This window comes from Paenibacillus sp. FSL H8-0332 (assembly GCF_037963835.1).
GTDB lineage: Bacteria > Bacillota > Bacilli > Paenibacillales > Paenibacillaceae > Paenibacillus_AQ > Paenibacillus_AQ rhizoplanae.
In genome coordinates, this window is record NZ_CP150145.1 from 5894795 (window position 1) to 5911547 (window position 16753).

A 16753-nucleotide genomic window follows, 5' to 3' on the forward strand; every position below is an offset into this window, starting at 1 on the left:
CATCAAAATAAACCGTTTAGTCCACCCTTGACTCGGGCACATTCTTCTTAGGCACTCCATCCAGGCCATACTCCTGGTCATAGGCTTCAAAGATTTGGCGGGCTACCGGTGCTGCACTGTTCGCCCCAAAGCCGCCTTCGGGAATAATCACAGCCACCGCAAGCTTAGGATGCTCACGCGGAGCATAAGCAATGAATACCCCATTGTCACGGGTGGCCCCGAAGGCTTCCATCTCAGACGTTCCTGTCTTGCGGGCGAAGTCATACGGGAATCCGTCAAACGCCTTAACCTTAGTATTCATCCCGCGCTTGATCTCCTTCCAGTAAGAAGGGTGAAACGAAATGCTGTCCAGGACTTCCCGTCCAAATTGCTTAACCGTCTTCCCATCGGGATCTGTAATCTTACTGACGAGCTGGGGCTTAATCCGTACGCCTTCATTCGCAAGTGTTGCCGTGTACTGGGCAAGCTGCAGTGCGGTGTATTTCCCCTTCTGACCGAAGGAAGCATGGACCAGCGCCGCCTGAGTAGAGCCTGCCTTCTTCGGATCAAGATAATCGGCAACTCCGGCACTTTCACCTGGAAGCCCGCTTTGCGTAGACACCCCAAGCCCGAATGCCTTCATATATTTGTCCCATATGGCAATACCTTCTCCCGGATACTTCTTGTAGAGGGCATTTCCGACCCACTCTACCATAAAAGCATTCGAGGACTCCTGAATAGCCTTCGCCGGACTAAGCGGGCCCAGGACATGGCCGGAGGAATTCCTCACCGAGGAGCTGTTATCCTTACCGAAATAAGCAATCCCTTTATCCATGTAAGTATCGCCGGTAGTGAATAAGCCTTCTTCCAGACCGATAAGGACACTTAACGGCTTAATCGTGGAACCCAGGTAGATCAATGACTTCAGCCCGTTGCCGGAGACACCGGAGGAAATATCGTTAATCGTCCCGTTTTGATAATAGCCCTCAATTTTGGCCCACACTTCTGGCGGCAGCCTCTCGGCATTCCAGACATTCGTATCATAGTCCGGCATATTCGCCATTGCCACTACATTGCCTGTATCGACTTCCATCGCAACGGCATAGCCGGTGATCGCATCCTTATGAAGCTTCCCCTGTACAGGGTTGCGGTGCAGCCAGTTGAGCTGATCCTTAATCGCCTGCTCCGTTCTCATCTGTACATTCTTGTTAATCGTCATCCAGATATCGTTGCCCTTGACGGGCGGGACCAAAGCTATAACCTTCTCGGCCATATTCTGGGCATTCACAGAGAGGGTCTGATACCCGTTCTTCCCTCGAAGCTCGCGCTGATATTGCTGTTCTAGACCATAGATGCCGACGAACTCATCTTCCCTGTAGCTAAGCCCCGGGTCCGCATCCGTTTGTTTCATGGCGCTGCGGATATTTTTGTATACATTATAATCCTCTGTAAAACGGAATTGCTTCATATAGCCTACCGTTTGGACGGCCACCGTGTCCTTGTCATAATGGCGGATACTCTCCTCCACAACAGATACTCCGGGATAGCGCTGCCTGTTCTCCATCAGATGGGCGACTTCCTTCATCGTAAGACCGGTCTTGATCTTGCGCGGGACATATCCCAGCGACTTCTTGTAATCAAGGTCCAGCAGCAGCAGGATATCCTCTTTGAGCAGCTTCTTCGCAGAGGGATCACCATATTGTTCAAACACGGATGACAGCCCTGCCGCCAACGCCTTCGTATTCGCCTTGGCTTCAGCGGTCGGTTCATATAAGCCGGTCTTCTTATTCTTGACCTTCGCGGTGTATTCTTGGGTTAATGTAACGAATAATGACTGTATCGGTGTGGAATGTGCAATGTCTTCCCCGCCCGCCGCGTGAATAGTCCCCCGGATCGCCGCAAGCGGAACATCCTTGGTCTCCCGGCTGGCCTCCACCTCGCTAAGCTCGGGACTCTCTACAAACTGCAGTCCCGCAAGCCGGATCATCATGATCACAAAAATAAAAAAAGTGCCGAAAAAAAACAGATTTATGCGTAAGCTCAGGTAGTTGGTGGTCTCTCCATTGCCCGGGCCGGAGCCCGTTTTACCGAACCATCTCACAGCAAGTCCTCTCCTTGTATGGTTTGCAGTGCTGCTTATGTGTCAGATCACGGGCAAGAACTTGCCCGCTGTTATTGTACCATAGATACGAGAGCGTACGCTCCTTCTCAGAGGATGTTCTCCTTGATATGTGTGGAGTCGAAATCCCCCGGATTGAACCAGTCGCCGCTGCTGGCCCAGGTGGAATCGAGCGGAATCCAGGCTGCGCTGCTGCTGATATAGACCTCATTCCAGGCATGCGGTCCATAACCGCCTTGACCGTCATAGCCTTTGCCGGTGACGACACGCACCTGAAGCCCTTGCGAGCGGGCCATCATGGCATAGAGCCGCGCGTAATCAATGCATACTCCAAGCCGCGTATCCATCGTATCCTGCGGGGTCTGCTCATGCCAGATTCGTCTCTCTTCATAATTCTCCGCCTTAGTATAGTCATAGGCAATGCGTGAGCCTACCCAGTCATAGAGCAGCCTGGCCTTCTCTTCATCGCCGCTTGCTTGTCTGGCAATCTCTGCGGCTGCACCGGCAATATCCGCCGAAATATCGTGGTCAATCACCTCATATTTGCGCCGGAGAATATCACTCATCTCGGCGGCCACGGCCTTGGTCAGCACCGGGAGCTTCCCTCTGACCTGTTCACCGGCCAGCGGCTCAAATACCGCTTCCGCACTCTGGCTGTAGACCGGCGACGATTGGACATAGCGGCTGAAGCCGCTGTCCGGGTTCAGAGCGACGCTGATGAACAGAACAAAGACCAGCACCAAGGCGCGGGTAAGCCCTGCGGCGGTACCGAGCACTGCCCCGACAAACCGGCTGGCGCCTGTGATCCGCCCCGAACCCCTCCCGGACTGGCGCGGCAGGCGGAATGGCAGCAATAGGAATAACAAACCCAGCAGCAGACGAATTAAGCTGTAGCACAGCAAGAGCAGCAGCAGGAACCGCACCACTGGTGAATTCGCCAGAACGGAGGCACCGGTATAATATAGCTGTTGCCATTGGCTTAGCTTGTCCTCAGGCGGAGTAATGCCGGATGCCCAGTTCCCGGCAGCAGGCGAGAGGTACACGGCTGCCGGAATCGCCATCACCAGCGAAGCTGCTGCAAGCACTCCTGATCCAAGCATGCCGAACAGCCCTCCGGCTGCTCGGCGGAAGCCCCGGCTCCAGCCCTGCAGCGCAGAGAAGAGGACCACCAGCAGCAGAACAATGGAGATGATATTGGCTTCACGAAGACTTTCTATCCAGCTATTCAATGAACCACTCCTCCTTCTGCTGCCGCAGGTGAACCTGAGCTAGCTGCTGTTATTTACCCGCCTGCTTCCGGGCTTCATCGATGAAGGTCTTGGTTGTATCCGTAACGCTCCACTTCCCGAGGCTGACTCCGCGGAAGACCACTTCCACCTTGTCCTCTGCAGCAGAGCCCTTCACCTCAAGATTAGGAGTAGTGATGGTGAAGGTGCCGTCACCGCCAGAGGTATAGACCGCCTCCTGCGCTTCTTTGAGCATGACCTCCTGCGCCTCATTCTTCAGCGTACTGACCGTCCCGTCCGCCACTTTGTTAACGGCATTACCGATCTGGTCCATGGTTACTCCGCTATAAATGAACAACCCCACAACAATAACGACAACGATAGCCCATTTCAGCATAGTCTTAACGATGTTAACGACTGCGAACAGCAGGACAAGCGCAATAACGATAACAAGCCAATTCTCTCTAATAAACTGTGACCACACTTCCGGATTCATCAATTTCACAACACCCCAATCGCAAATTTCGCCACTCCGGGACGCTGTCCCGTCAGACATTTCATTAATATTAATTATTATACATGAATGCCCCTTATAATTCATGGTTGCCGGAATGCAGAACCGCATACAGGGGCTGGCCAAGAAAATGGTATAAGCCCCCGCTGCCGCACGTAAAGTACAAGTAGGCTGTTCCCTCTGCTGGAATCCGTTCCGTCATCAGCGGCTGGCCGCTAATCTGGAGGTGTTATCCGTGAAAACTGCAATGTGGCTGTACCTCTTCATGTTCCTGGCGTTCTTCGATTTGCATGCCCAGTATCCTATCCTGACACCCTTTGCCATGTCACTGGGAGCGGGCCCCGCCTTTATCGGCTGGATGATGGGGATGTATTCCCTGACCCACCTCCCTGGCAATCTGCTGGCCGGTGTGCTTGTAGACCGCAACGGCAGCCGCCGCTATATCGTGTTTGCCCTTACCATAGCAGGGCTGATCCTGCTCTTGCAGGCCCATGCCCAGCTGCCTTGGCATCTGCTCGTGCTGCGGGCGGCGAGCGGGTTCGCCTTGGCCTTCCTCTCCCCTGCCTGTATGACCCTCTTGGCCTCGCTCTCATCTGATCCTGCGACGCAGGGCAAATACATGTCAGGCAACGGAATTATCCACACGCTGGCTTCGGTGGTCTCCCCTGCCGCTGGAGCCTTCATCGTAGCCAAAGCCGGTTATTCCGGCACGTTCAGTACATTAGGGTGGCTCCTGATCTTCACCGGTGTGATGGCCTTCTTCAGTGTGCCGAAGCATAATCCGGCCCTGGCCCTGCATAAGCCTGCACTCCCGGATAAGGAGAAACTGCAGCCCGGGCTGGCCGCTACCGCCCAGCCTACCGTCTCCAGACGTTATTATCTGCTGCCCTTCTTCGTCTCCTGCTCCCAGGGCGTACTGTTCTTCGAGCTTCCGCTGTCACAAGGACAGGACGGAATGGTCTCCACCGGAATTCTGCTCTCTCTGCTCAGCCTTGGGGCGCTGGCGACCCTCTGCCTGTTCTTCCTGAACCGCTTCTCCCCGGGCATCCGGATTGCCGCTGCCCTGCTGGGGATGGCTCTCTGCTTCTTCACCCTGGCTGCCTTCCGCAGCATCCCGGCCGGAGTGGTTCTCTTCCTGCTTGGTTCAGCAAAAGGGGTGTTATTCCCGGCAATGGCCTCTCTCTTCATCAGCCTGGGCAGCGCAGGACGGCTGGGCCGGACCTTCTCGCTGCAATCCATTGCCATGTCCCTCGGGGCCTTCGCTGGACCTGTAGCCGCCGGACAGCTAAGAGAGTATGTCTCCCCCTACTTCATCGCCTTCGTACTGCTGATGACAGCTCTTATGCTTCTGCCTCCGGGCAGATCAGGCCGTCTCTCCTCCTACGCTCACGGCTGGAACAGCCCTGCCGCCTGAATGCGACATTTCCCGGGGAATGAATACATATTGTTCCGCCACGCTGTTAAAAATAGCGCAGCTTAGGTACAATATCGTCATAACAACTAAGATCCGGGGGCTGATTGCATATGTCCATCACCATTATTGTCGAAGGCAAGAACGACCGCAGCAGGCTGAGGCGGCTGCTTGAACCAGAGGTCGACATTCTATGCACCTTCGGTACGCTGAATACCCTGAAGCTGGAATCCCTGCGAAATACCATCCGGGACGGGGAAGTCTACCTGTACATGGACAATGACAGCTCAGGCAAAAAAATCCGTGCAGTCCTGCGTGACGCCTTTCCCGATGCCGTTCATATGTATACCCGCAAGGGTTATGCCGGCGTGGAAGGGACGCCAGATGAATATAACATCACCCAGCTGGAGAAGGCCGGACTTGATGATTTCATTATTTACCCCCAGCCGTATCCGCAGGGAATAGAAGGATAATTCATCGCATGAAGCATATACATTCTTAACCTTTCACCACAAAACGAGGGTGTCCTGTGCAGCAGCTCCACTGCTCCACGGACACCCTCGTTTATTGCGTTCCTGTGCTATTCACGGGCCAGCTTCTTAACCGTTCTGGCCAGAAACTCCGGTGTTACATTCTCCGTATCCCCGGCATCGTACAATCCTCGGAGCCGGTTGTTCTTGTCCACCAGGCCAATGAGGTTCGCGTGGGCGAAATCATCCTTGCTTGTGCCGTAGATCAGCACCTTGAAGGACTCCGCTGCCAGCTTGCGTACCTGCTCCTGATCCCCCCGCAGGAAATACCAGCCGTTATAATCAGCATGAAACTTGTCGGCGAAGGCCTTGATCGCTTCCCTTGTATCATTCTTCGGATCAAAAGAAATCGAGACGAATTCAACGTCTTTACCGAAGCTGCCATCCTTAACCAATATATCCTGCGTCTCTGACAGCATATAGGTGGTAATCGGACACACATCGGGACAGACCGTGAAGAAGAAATAGACCAGCCTTGCTGTGCCTGCCGTATCCGCCAGACTGATCTGCTTTCCGTCCACATTCTCCAGAGAGAAGTCCTGTACCTGACCGATGACAGGCAGCTTCTTCTCACCGAACCCAAAGGACTGGACTGCCAGATAGCCAGCCATAATGATTGCAATTAGCAGCAGCAGCCAGGTCCACTTGTAGCGCTTCAAGGTCTGCATAGGACGCCCTCCCCCTCTATCCTAAGAATGCTTACACGTGAATGGTATTCAGCACCAGGGCAATCAGACTTAACGTCAGATAATTAATGGAGAAGAGGAAGCTTTTCTTCGCCCATACCTCATCATCCTTTGCCTTGAATCCGATTAGAGTTAAGTAGAGCCAGCCCACTGAGAGGGCCAATGATACAACCAGATAATAAACACCTGCATAATCATAGGCATACATCAGCACAGGCACCGGCAGCAGCAGCGCCACATAAGGAATCATCTGGAATTTGGTGCGGCGCGTCCCCTTCACAACCGGAAGGAGCGGAAATCCTGCTGCTCTGTACTCCTCCTTGCGGCGGATGCCAAGTGCCCAGAAATGGGGCGGCTGCCACAGAAAGAGCATTGCGAACAGCAGCCAGGCTCCGAGATCCACTGTTCCTGTAACAGCCACATAGCCGATGACAGGAGGCATAGCCCCCGAGATCGCACCTACCGAGGTGCTCCAGGTAGAGGTTCTTTTGAGCCAAAGGGTGTACACTACAACATATACGAACATGCCGACTATGCCGAACAACCCGGCAAGTACGCCGCAGAATGCGAACAGCACGCCCAGCCCGGCAATGCCGAGTCCAATGCCATAGATAAGTACCGTTGTCGGCTTCAGCCTTCCTGTAGGCAATCCGCGTTCCCGGGTCCGTTCCATCTTCATATCCAGATCGCGGTCAAAATAATTATTGAAGACACAGGCTGAAGCCATGACCAGCATGGTACCGAGCAAAGTCAGAATCAGACGGCCATACTGTACATCCCAGCCTGATGCCACCCAGTAGCCTGCGAATGCCGCAATCAGATTGGAGCGGATAATGCCGGGCTTCGTAACGGTAATAAAGTCACGCCAGCTTGCACCTTCCGGTGGAGACTTGGCAGACATTGATGCGGAATCAGAAGAAGCTTGATATCTCAATTGATTGTCCACGTATCGGGTTCCTCCTTCTAGGGAACTTCTAACACTCCGCTATTAACTTTATCATAGCAAACTGGGAAAGACTTTGACAATGATTGACCATGATGTTCATTAATTCGACAATTACGTGACAATATTTATTTCCCCGTCCGTAAATAACTGAGCCCAATAATGGGTAGTTATTAATAGAGAACTTCCGTACAAAGGAGATCTGACTAATGGATACTGCCACACATTTTGTTATGGGACTTGGACTTGCAGGTCTGTCCTTCGTCGATCCGCTCGTCGCTTCGAATGGAACGCTTGCCGGAGCAGTGATGGTAGCTACTGTACTGGCTTCTCAAGCACCGGATGCCGATACCGCCCTGCGTCTGAAGGATAACGCGGTATATATCCGCAATCACAGGGGAATTACTCATTCCCTGCCCTTTTTACTGCTGTGGCCGGCATTGATCACAGTAGTCATCGGACCGTTGTTCGGCTTCACGGACCTGAGCACCTTAAGCCATATCGCGCTCTGGAGCTTCATCGGCGTTGCCGTCCATGTATTCTCCGATCTGTTCAACACCTACGGGACTCAGGCTGCCCGCCCGTTCACCGAGAAATGGATCGCCTGGAACATCATCCATATCTTCGATCCGTTTATCTTCGGCAGCCATGCCGCAGCGATTATTCTCTGGATCAGCGGAATGGTGCCGCCCGCTCCGCTGTTCATTACCTTGTATGCCTGCATCGTGTTGTATTACATTTGGCGTACCCTGGTGCATGCACGCATTACACGCAGCATCCAGAACAAGGATGTTCACCACCATGCAGGTGACCGTTATTATGTGATCCCCACCATTTCGCCAACGCGGTGGAATGTGGTCAAAGCCAAACCGGACGGCAGCTACAACGTAGGACTGCTGAACAGCGGACGGCTGGAATGGTTCAAGCATGCGGTGTGCTCCACTCACCCCGCCGTCGAGTATTCCAAATCCCATCCGGATATCCAGTCCTTCCTGTACTTCACCTCGTACGCCGTAGCGGAGGTTGAGGAGCTGCCCTCTGGTTATATTGTACGCTGGGGAGATGTCCGTTATTTACACCGTAAGCAATTCCCGTTCGTGGCGGTCCTGGTAATGGACCATGAGTATAGACCGCTGAATACTTATGTCGGCTGGCTAAGCAGCGAGAAGCTGGACGAGCGCTTCGCCATTGATCCGGGAACAGTCAAGCTGTAGGAAGTTTTTTGAAGACAGATGGCATCTGCCGGAGCAGATGCCATCTTTTTAATTACGTTAACCCTAAAATACATAAACTACCTGTTCCAGCAAGAAAATGAGTCAGCCTTGCTATGTAGTCAGAGGCCAAGCTCAGATGTTGTAAATATTGCAACACTGAATCGTGATACTGGGCTAGTTGTATGGAATGTTGCATGAATTGCAGGAATTTCTTCGCTCAGCTGCTTGGAGGAGGAAGAGTGCTGCCTTTTGTGCAACATTTTTTGATTAGCAGCGATTTATTAATGGGAATGTTGCAATTTGTGCAGGATTATCTAGCTCATATGATATATTATAGGCTATATTTACCGGGGAGCCATTCTCTTGACGCCCCCTTGACGCCCGGGTCGGCATAAGGCACAATCACAATAAAGCGGTTACAGCGCAGCATGTATTTACTCACCATATTTACTTACTATATTCACTTACATTCAAACTGATAATCCCGGAGTGCTTCCTGCACTCCGGGATTCACCTAACGCTATTGCAAACAGAAAGGAAGGCTGGAACATATGAGTAAAGGTCTGTCACTATGGTTCGCCTGCTCTTCAATTCTATTACTCACAGCAGCTTCCATCTCGATCAGCTATAACATTTGGCTGGCACTGCTGCTCGGCGCGCTGTGCGTGCTCAACATCGGCTGGGGCTTCATCGTCAAAGCCAGGCTGAGACGCAAGGCGGAGAGCAACCAACCTACCCCTTAACTTAGGCGGGCAGGCAGGAAGCCCATCCGTCCCTTCACGCCCTCCAGCGTCCGTGCGGCATTCATACGCGCATTCTCAGCGCCCTGAGCTAGAATATCGCTAAGCATCCCTGAGCTGCGGATGTCCTGGTATCTTTGCTGGATCGGCTCAAGCAGGGCTACGACTACTTCAGCCAGCTCTTTTTTGAAGCCGCCGTACATTTGACCTTCATACTGGTCGGCAATCTGCTGCAGGCTCATTCCCGAGCACTCGGCATAGATGCTCATCAGGTTGCTGATCTCCGGCTTACCCGCCTGGTCGAAGACGACCTCACGTCCGGAATCCGTTGTAGCCCGGCTGATCTTTTTGCGGATCACATCAGGCGGGTCCAGAAGATTGATTCTGCTGCCGGGATTAGGATCGCTTTTACTCATCTTCTTGGTGCCGTCATCCAGGGACATGATCCGCGCCCCGACTTCTGGAATGTAAGGCTCAGGGATCGTAAAGAATTCACCGAACCGGTGATTGAAGCGTCCCGCAAGGTCCCGGGTCAGCTCCAAATGCTGCTTCTGGTCTTCGCCTACCGGTACCAGATCCGCATTGTAGACCAGAATATCGGCGGCCATCAACGACGGATAGACGAACAGACCTGCGCCCACGGATTCTTTACCTGCCGACTTATCCTTGAACTGTGTCATCCGCTCCAGCTCACCCATAGCAGTAAGAGTCGTCAGAATCCAGCCTAGCTCGGCATGCTGCGGCACGTGGGACTGCATGTAGACATGCGCAATGGACGGATCAATGCCTGCGGCCAGATACAGGGCGGCTACCGATTCCGAATTCTCGCGCAAGGCTGCGGGGTCCTGGGCTACCGTAATGGCATGCAGATCGACCACCATGAAGTAACATTCGTATTCCTTTTGAAGCTTGACGAAATTCTTGATTGCCCCGATATAATTACCGAGTGTGAGTGAACCGCTGGGCTGTATGCCCGACAATACTTTTTTAGTCATCCTCTTATCCTCCATCATCATTAAATGTCCGCTAGCGCAAAGAACGCAAAAAGGCCCCACATCCGCAAGGGACGTGAGACCGTGGTACCACCCTTATTCGCTGCCTGGAGTCCCCGGAGGGAACTTACGCAAACAGCCTTGGCTTCCGTTAACGGGGAAGGGCCGGCCGGTCTACTTGAGGCCTATGCAGCCTGTTCGATCGCGGCGCTCGAGGGTCCATTCAGTCAGAGGTGCACCACCGGTTCACATCAGCCACCGGCTTTCTGGAGGTACAGTCCATGCTTACTTGTCCCTGTCATCACATTGCCTGTATTTCATTGATGCCTCCATCATAGAGCGAGCCGGAGAAGTTGTCAAATCGCTAACCTCTGCCGGATAAATCTGGTATGATAAGGGTATTCGTGTGTATGTAATTCTGATTACAGCTTATCAAAGGAGCATATCTCTTATGAAACAGGTGACCAAAGGACAGTGGAATGGTTATGATACGTATATTTTGCATAGCCGCGAACTGGAAGTCACACTTCTGCCCCGGCTGGGTAATAACGTAATTTCATTATGGGACCGCATTATGGAGCGGCAAATCCTCCGTCAGCCGGATGAGAGCGACCTGGCTTCCTATATGCAGAAACCTTATCACTTCGGCCTGCCGCTCCTGGTGCCGCCAGGGCGTATACGCGGCGGGAGCTTCGTGTTCGACGGCACAAGCTATCAGTTCGACCGGAATGCGGGAGAACATCATATTCACGGATTGCACCGCGCCCAGGCCTGGTGTGTCAGCGATATTGAAGAGGACGAGGAAGGCTGTGCGGTCACCACTGAATTCATAACCACGGATGATCCGGAGTGGATCAGACAATTCCCCGAGCCGCTGAAGCTTGAAATGACCTTCCGTCTGCAGGATGACCGGCTCCAGCAGACGCTCAGGGTCACTCATCTCGGCACCAAGCGTGTTCCTTTCGGCGCAGGCTATCATACCTGGTTCATGCTGGACGGAACGCCCTCCCGCTGGAATGTTACCCTTCCTGCCGAAGCTGTCTGTGAGCTGAGTGAGGAACTTCTGCCTACCGGACAGCTATTGCCGCTTGGTGAGCTGGAGGGCCTGCCTACCCGCCTTAATCTTCAAGGTGCGGACCTGGATACCGTCCTGCGTATAGCCGAGCGCCAGCCTGCTGAGGCTGTACTGCTGCGGGAAGATGGCTACGGGCTTCGTTATTCATCCGATCCTGAGTTCTTCCGTCACTGGATTCTCTATACCAAAGGCGAAGCTGACCAGTTCCTGTGCATTGAACCGCTCACCTGCCTTCCGGATGCGCCTAATCTGCAGCAGGACGCTTCCCTCACCGGGCTGATCACGCTTGAACCCGGCCAGACACTTGTTCTGGGTAATACCCTGCAGATGATTTATCCGAAATGATAAATTTCATATAATTACCATCCTATAAAACTTTAAAAACCGTGCATGAATTCTCCCCCTCGCGCTCATACTATCTTCACAACGGGCGAAGGAGGTGAGCACACATGGGTCAAGCAGGTCAACAAAGTCGTGGTAGCCGTTCTAACAACCTGGTCGTTCCTCAAGCGAATGCAGCGCTGCAGCAGTTGAAATATGAAGCAGCACAAGAGCTTGGAGTAACTATCCCGGCTGACGGTTATTATGGGAACTATACCTCCCGCGAAACTGGTTCTTTGGGAGGATATATCACCAAACGTCTGGTACAACTGGCAGAGCAACAACTGTCCGGTCGTTCGTAATCGCTACCTTATCTTTACAATCCGTCTAAGCCGTGAGGCATAGACCGAGCAGCTTCACAGCCCTCCCGCGCTTCTCGTCGAAGCGCAGGGGGGCTTTTCTATATCTATATAGAATCAGCCGAAGGATTGGTCCGAGGCATCGCCGTGACTGCTGCGCGGATAGCGGATCATCAGGTTCGCCATATTGTAATTGGACTCCAGTGTGGCATCCACCACCACCATGCCCTGGCGTACAGCGAATTCGTAGCTGATCTCTCCATGCGTCCACCGTTTCTTATACTTCAGGCTCTCCAGCGCCATGACGCGGAATGAGGATTGCTGGCCGGAAGTCAGCCCCTCCTGCTCGGCTGCGAAGCTTCCGCTGCGTCCGGCGAGCGGATTATGGCGGACCCCGAATTTACCGATGATATTATTCCTGATCTGTACAAATACGGTTCCTGAATTCAGTCCTGACAATTCCTCCTGCAGCTCATGAAATACCAGATCCATCTGTCTTGCAAGCGATAATTGTTCCGTCCTCACATGCATTTCCTCCTAAAAGTCTTGTGGGTGATGCAGCCTCATGGCTCTGCTCACACAAAACTTGCTTCGTAAGCAGTTGTTTGAATTTTGTGGGTCTAGCAGCGCTTATATAAGGCTTTAGGCTCATTATAGGGTACTAATTAAACACGCACAACATTATTCAACATAATTGGGTTATAATCCCTATAAATGCGCAAATTATTTAGTGTTTATAGCAAAATACAAACTTTTGTCGTCATTTATCGACAAATACGCAGCATAAAAAGACCCCGAAACCGGGGTCTTTGCGCATTCATACCATATTCAACCGCCATCATTTTACTGCAAAAAAACAATTCGCCTCATTTTCGACAAATTCTTAGCCGCGTTGTTCCGTCATTTCCAGGAATTCATTAATATCGGCAACGATTAAATCCACAGCCCCCTGCCAGAAATCCGGCTTGGACAGATCCACGCCCAGATGCTTCGACACCAGATCCTCCAGCGTCATCACTCCGGTATCCTGCAGCAGGCTGTCATATTTATCGGCAAAGGATGCCCCTTCTTGCAGCGCAAGCCGGTATAGGCCGGTACTGAACATATACCCTACCGTATACGGGAAGTTGTAGAACGGCACATCCGTGATATAGAAATGTAGCTTGGACGCCCAGAAATGAGGATGATATTCGGAGAGAACCCCGCAGAAGGCTTCCTTCTGGGCTTCCTCCATCAGCGCGGACAATTCCTCGCTGCTTACAAGACCAGCCTTGCGCATCTCATAGAAGCGGGTCTCGAACAAGAAGCGGGCATGGATATTCATGAAGAATGCCACACTGTTCTGGATCTTCGCTTCAAGCAGCGCCAGCTTTTCTTCGTGGTCCGACGCCGATTTCACCTGTGCATCCGACACAATGACCTCCGCAAAGGTAGAAGCCGTCTCCGCCACGTTCATCGCATAGTTCTGGTTGAACAGCGGCTGGTCCTCCAGCAGGAAGGAATGATAGGCATGACCCAGCTCATGCGCAAGTGTGGATACATTGGACGGCGTACCGCTGTAAGTCATGAATATACGGGATTCCTTGCTCTCCGGGAAGGAGACACAGAAGCCCCCCGGACGCTTAGCGGCCCGGTCTTCTACCTCGATCCAGTCCTTGTCGAAGGCACGCTCGGCGAAATCCGCCAGCTTCGGACTGAATTTGCGGAACTGGGTCACGATGTCGGCGGCTGCCTGTTCATAGGGAATTTTGCCGGAGGACTTGCCGACTGGCGCATCCACATCGACCCAGGCGAGTGAGTCCAGACCCAGAATTTCCGCTTTGCGCTTAAGATAGGATACCAGGGCTGGCTTACTCTTCGTAATAACATCCCACATCACATCCAGGGTCTCACGGGACATACGGTTGATGCCCAGCGGCTCCTTCAGCACATCCTCCCAGCCGCGGCCTTTATACAGCTTCAGGCGGAAGCCTGCCAGATGATTCAATGTATCTGCACAATAGTCGGCCGCGCCGCCCCAGGCCTCTTCCCATTTGCGGAACATCGTACTGCGGACCTCCGGATTCTCATCCGTCAGCTTGTTGAAGGCTTGCCCGGCAGAGAGCAGCTTCTGTTCCCCGTCTTCTTCACAAGGAATCTGGATCTGTCCGACAATCGTCTCGTAATGCTCGCTCCAGCCATGATAGCCGTCAACTGCAAGCTCCAGTGCCAGGCTCTCCAGCTCCGGGCTCATCTTCTCACGGGCCAGACTCCGGCTCTCACTGAGCACAAAATTCAGCGGGGCAATCTCCGGCCGGGCCATCCACTCCGTCCATACCGCGTCAGAGGTCTGACGCAGCACGTTATCGAAGGCAGAGCTGATGCCCTCATATCCGGCGCGCAGCCCCGTCACCTTGGAGGACAGTCTCACAGCCCCCTTGTCGAGCTGATTCTGCGCACCCAGACAACCGGCGAATTCCGACGCCTGTGTAAGGCGGCCCGCGCAGCTCTGCAGCAGCTCAATGACCGGGTCCAGCAGCATCGTCGAGGCCGCATCAGCCGGTACAGCAGCGGCAGCCACCTGTCCGCGTAAGCTCTCAATGTCAGATTCGAGCACACTCAGGAAGCTCTCAAACTGCGGAGAAGCAGAGCCTCCCGGAAAAATCGATTCCAGTTCCCATGTCAGTGATAAAGGTTGTTTCATGTATGTCCACCATTCCTTCGTTATAGAGTAGTTTTCTTTGTATTTGCGGTACAGCCATGGTAAAGTGAATCATGATACTCCACTAATTGTAAGGAGGGCATCCTTGTGAAGCCACTGCAAATATCGCCGGAGACGGCCATTATCTTATCGAAACAACTCGGCGTTCCGCTGGAACACCTGATGCATATGCCCCAACATATCCTGCTGCAAAAGATCGCTGAATTATCCAAGAAGGCCGCTGGTGAGGCCCCCGAAGGCAGCGCTGCTCCCTCTGATGAGAAGGACAAGCAATGATCCCCTTCAGCCATACCTGGCCTTATGACATTATTCTTGGCGACATGTACGTACAATACTGCCCCTTCTGCGACCATGAGAATGTTCTTCTGCCAATGAAGCCTAAGGAGCTGCAGATTGTGCGTGACGGCAAAAAGAAGCTGCTGGTCTTTCCCTGCTGCAGTGCAAGTCCCACCGTCATTGATAATGACAATGACTACCTGCTGTTTGACCGGGCGGTCCGTTAAGCGCGGAGGTCCGGCTGAGGCCCCGCTTAAGCGGGCAGAGGCGTAGAAGAGGGATTCCTTCTACGCCTTTTTGCGTACCGATATACCGGATAGACGCTCTAACACCCTCATGTAACCTTCTATGTACCTGCGGGAAGCCCGTCCGGATCAACGTCCAGCCCGCGCATCTGCTCACGCAGAATGGCCCATTGCTCGCGCGAAGCCCGGATCATGGCCGCATCCGTAATCCGCTGGTCATTAATAACCCTTGAGAACCACCGCACAGCAGCGGCGAACTCCCCAATCCGGCGGTTCAACTCACCAATCAGATACATCAGCCGCGCATCATTACCACCGGATGAATCAGTCTCAAACACCTTCACATACTCATCCAGCGAATAGGCCAGGAAACGCTGCTCCTGCACCGAATCCCCTTGATAACGGTACAGCCAGGCAATATGGTGAAGCAGGCTTGCTATAATACGTTCCTTGTCCTTAATGCTCTGCGCGCAGATCAGGGCCAGCTTGTACGTCTCCAGGGCTTCCTCCCAGCTACGCTTCTCTCCGAAGTCGCGGGCCTGCCACCGTCTTCCTACTTGGGCATCGAAGGACTTCCGCTGCCAGTCGGCCAGCTTGTCTGCTGAGTTCTCCGTGGAGGCAAAGCCGCACTTCGGACAGACCCGTACCACATAATAATCGGGATTCTCCGCCTTATAATAGGAGCAGAAGTCCGCATCGCGGCGGATGGCTTTTTTGAGGCTGGGACGTACTCTTGAGGTTGAAAATTCATGTTCACAGTTACAGCAGGTAACCTTAATCGAGTACAGCGGTATTAATTCCGGCACGGGTGCCCTCATCCTTTCACAATTACACTTTATTCATGGGGCATATTGACAAAATGATGGGCGGGACCCGCCAGCCGGCTCAGGACAAACGTACGCAGGGACTCCTCCACACCGGTCTCCTCCAGCGCCGCCTTCATGCAGGCGAGCCAATCCTCTGCCAGAGCAGGAGTGATGGGGATATGCATATGTCTGGCTCGCATCATGGGATGGCCGTGCTGCTCGGAAAACAGGGCAGGGCCTCCAAAAAATTGGCTCAAGAACTGATATTGCTTCTCCAGCACCGGAGTAATATCTTCAGGGAATAACGGGCTGAGCTGCGGGTGACGCTGCACCTTGGAATAAAACACAGTCACCAGGCGGTGTATCCCCTCAGCGCCTCCCAGGCTGTCATACAGGCTCTCTTTCGGATTCATTTGGAGGTTTCGCCTTCTTCCATATTAATCTAACTAAGCAGTTGCTTATCATTATACCAAAAAACGCGCTGCACAGTTATCCCTGCCTAAAGACATGTTCATATTCCGGGACAGGAAGGGCAGGATGCTGCCCGTGTGCAACAGAAAGCCCAGATTATTTCAAGTTTTAAACAAAAAAAGGCGCCAAACCGGAGTTCAGCGCT

Annotated in this window: 18 protein-coding genes; 8 read left to right on the top strand and 10 right to left on the bottom strand. The window is 53.1% G+C overall.

What is annotated here, in order from left to right:
- Positions 1–16: 16 nt before the first annotated feature.
- The 3 genes from NST43_RS25475 to NST43_RS25485 all read right to left on the bottom strand — a co-directional run bounded on the left by NST43_RS25475 (position 17) and on the right by NST43_RS25485 (position 3820).
- Entirely contained in the window at positions 17–2080 is a 2064-nt protein-coding gene (locus tag NST43_RS25475; protein WP_339220104.1) for a penicillin-binding protein 2, read from the bottom strand.
- 107 nt (positions 2081–2187) lie between these two features.
- Positions 2188–3327, bottom strand: coding sequence for a transglutaminase domain-containing protein (locus tag NST43_RS25480; protein ID WP_339220105.1), 1140 nt, complete (start codon positions 3325–3327; stop codon positions 2188–2190).
- Positions 3328–3376: 49 nt separating this feature from the next.
- Complete coding sequence (locus NST43_RS25485; protein ID WP_036722049.1) at positions 3377–3820, bottom strand: hypothetical protein; 444 nt, start codon at positions 3818–3820, stop codon at positions 3377–3379.
- Between the two features lie 253 nt (positions 3821–4073).
- Between NST43_RS25485 and NST43_RS25490 the strand changes: the two genes are divergently transcribed.
- Both NST43_RS25490 and NST43_RS25495 read left to right on the top strand, forming a co-directional pair.
- On the top strand, positions 4074–5252 hold the full coding sequence (locus tag NST43_RS25490; protein WP_339220107.1) for an MFS transporter: 1179 nt from the start codon (positions 4074–4076) through the stop codon (positions 5250–5252).
- A gap of 110 nt (positions 5253–5362) precedes the next feature.
- Positions 5363–5722, top strand: coding sequence for a DNA primase (locus NST43_RS25495; RefSeq protein WP_209993174.1), 360 nt, complete (start codon positions 5363–5365; stop codon positions 5720–5722).
- A 107-nt stretch (positions 5723–5829) separates the two neighbouring features.
- Here NST43_RS25495 and NST43_RS25500 read toward each other — a convergent pair whose 3' ends face one another.
- Both NST43_RS25500 and cyoE read right to left on the bottom strand, forming a co-directional pair.
- A complete protein-coding gene (locus NST43_RS25500) occupies positions 5830–6447 on the bottom strand; it encodes an SCO family protein (RefSeq protein WP_036722056.1) in 618 nt (205 codons plus the stop codon).
- Between the two features lie 31 nt (positions 6448–6478).
- Positions 6479–7411, bottom strand: coding sequence for a heme o synthase (gene cyoE / locus NST43_RS25505; protein ID WP_209993176.1), 933 nt, complete (start codon positions 7409–7411; stop codon positions 6479–6481).
- A gap of 206 nt (positions 7412–7617) precedes the next feature.
- On the opposite strand from cyoE, the gene NST43_RS25510 reads away from it, so the two are divergent.
- Entirely contained in the window at positions 7618–8622 is a 1005-nt protein-coding gene (locus tag NST43_RS25510; RefSeq protein ID WP_339220109.1) for a metal-dependent hydrolase, read from the top strand.
- A gap of 551 nt (positions 8623–9173) precedes the next feature.
- Positions 9174–9365, top strand: a complete 192-nt coding sequence (locus tag NST43_RS25515; RefSeq protein WP_339220111.1) for a hypothetical protein — start codon at positions 9174–9176, stop codon at positions 9363–9365.
- Here NST43_RS25515 and trpS read toward each other — a convergent pair.
- Positions 9362–10357, bottom strand: coding sequence for a tryptophan--tRNA ligase (gene trpS / locus NST43_RS25520; RefSeq protein WP_339220113.1), 996 nt, complete (start codon positions 10355–10357; stop codon positions 9362–9364). The genes NST43_RS25515 and trpS overlap by 4 nt on opposite strands.
- Before the next feature lie 448 nt (positions 10358–10805).
- Here trpS and NST43_RS25525 point away from each other — a divergent pair, with 448 nt between their 5' ends.
- Both NST43_RS25525 and NST43_RS25530 read left to right on the top strand, forming a co-directional pair.
- On the top strand, positions 10806–11774 hold the full coding sequence (locus NST43_RS25525) for an aldose 1-epimerase (RefSeq protein WP_339220115.1): 969 nt from the start codon (positions 10806–10808) through the stop codon (positions 11772–11774).
- 104 nt (positions 11775–11878) lie between these two features.
- Positions 11879–12112 (top strand): alpha/beta-type small acid-soluble spore protein, encoded by a 234-nt coding sequence (locus NST43_RS25530; RefSeq protein WP_036701727.1) that lies wholly within the window; start codon positions 11879–11881, stop codon positions 12110–12112.
- 114 nt (positions 12113–12226) lie between these two features.
- Here the strand turns inward: NST43_RS25530 and NST43_RS25535 are convergent, their stop codons facing one another.
- Positions 12227–12601, bottom strand: coding sequence for an O-methyltransferase (locus NST43_RS25535; RefSeq protein WP_339225524.1), 375 nt, complete (start codon positions 12599–12601; stop codon positions 12227–12229).
- A gap of 391 nt (positions 12602–12992) precedes the next feature.
- Positions 12993–14792: a M3 family oligoendopeptidase gene (locus tag NST43_RS25540; protein WP_339220117.1), complete on the bottom strand. Its 1800-nt coding sequence runs from the start codon at positions 14790–14792 to the stop codon at positions 12993–12995.
- 105 nt (positions 14793–14897) lie between these two features.
- On the opposite strand from NST43_RS25540, the gene NST43_RS25545 reads away from it, so the two are divergent.
- Together NST43_RS25545 and NST43_RS25550 are read left to right on the top strand one after the other, a co-directional pair.
- Complete coding sequence (locus NST43_RS25545) at positions 14898–15086, top strand: YycC family protein (RefSeq protein WP_339220119.1); 189 nt, start codon at positions 14898–14900, stop codon at positions 15084–15086.
- Entirely contained in the window at positions 15083–15313 is a 231-nt protein-coding gene (locus NST43_RS25550) for a hypothetical protein (protein WP_339220121.1), read from the top strand. The genes NST43_RS25545 and NST43_RS25550 overlap by 4 nt, the downstream gene beginning before the upstream one ends.
- Positions 15314–15432: 119 nt before the next feature.
- Here NST43_RS25550 and NST43_RS25555 read toward each other — a convergent pair whose 3' ends face one another.
- On the bottom strand, positions 15433–16137 hold the full coding sequence (locus NST43_RS25555) for a DUF2225 domain-containing protein (RefSeq protein ID WP_339220123.1): 705 nt from the start codon (positions 16135–16137) through the stop codon (positions 15433–15435).
- A 29-nt stretch (positions 16138–16166) separates the two neighbouring features.
- Complete coding sequence (locus NST43_RS25560) at positions 16167–16550, bottom strand: globin (RefSeq protein ID WP_339220125.1); 384 nt, start codon at positions 16548–16550, stop codon at positions 16167–16169.
- Between the last annotated feature and the right edge of the window lie 203 nt (positions 16551–16753).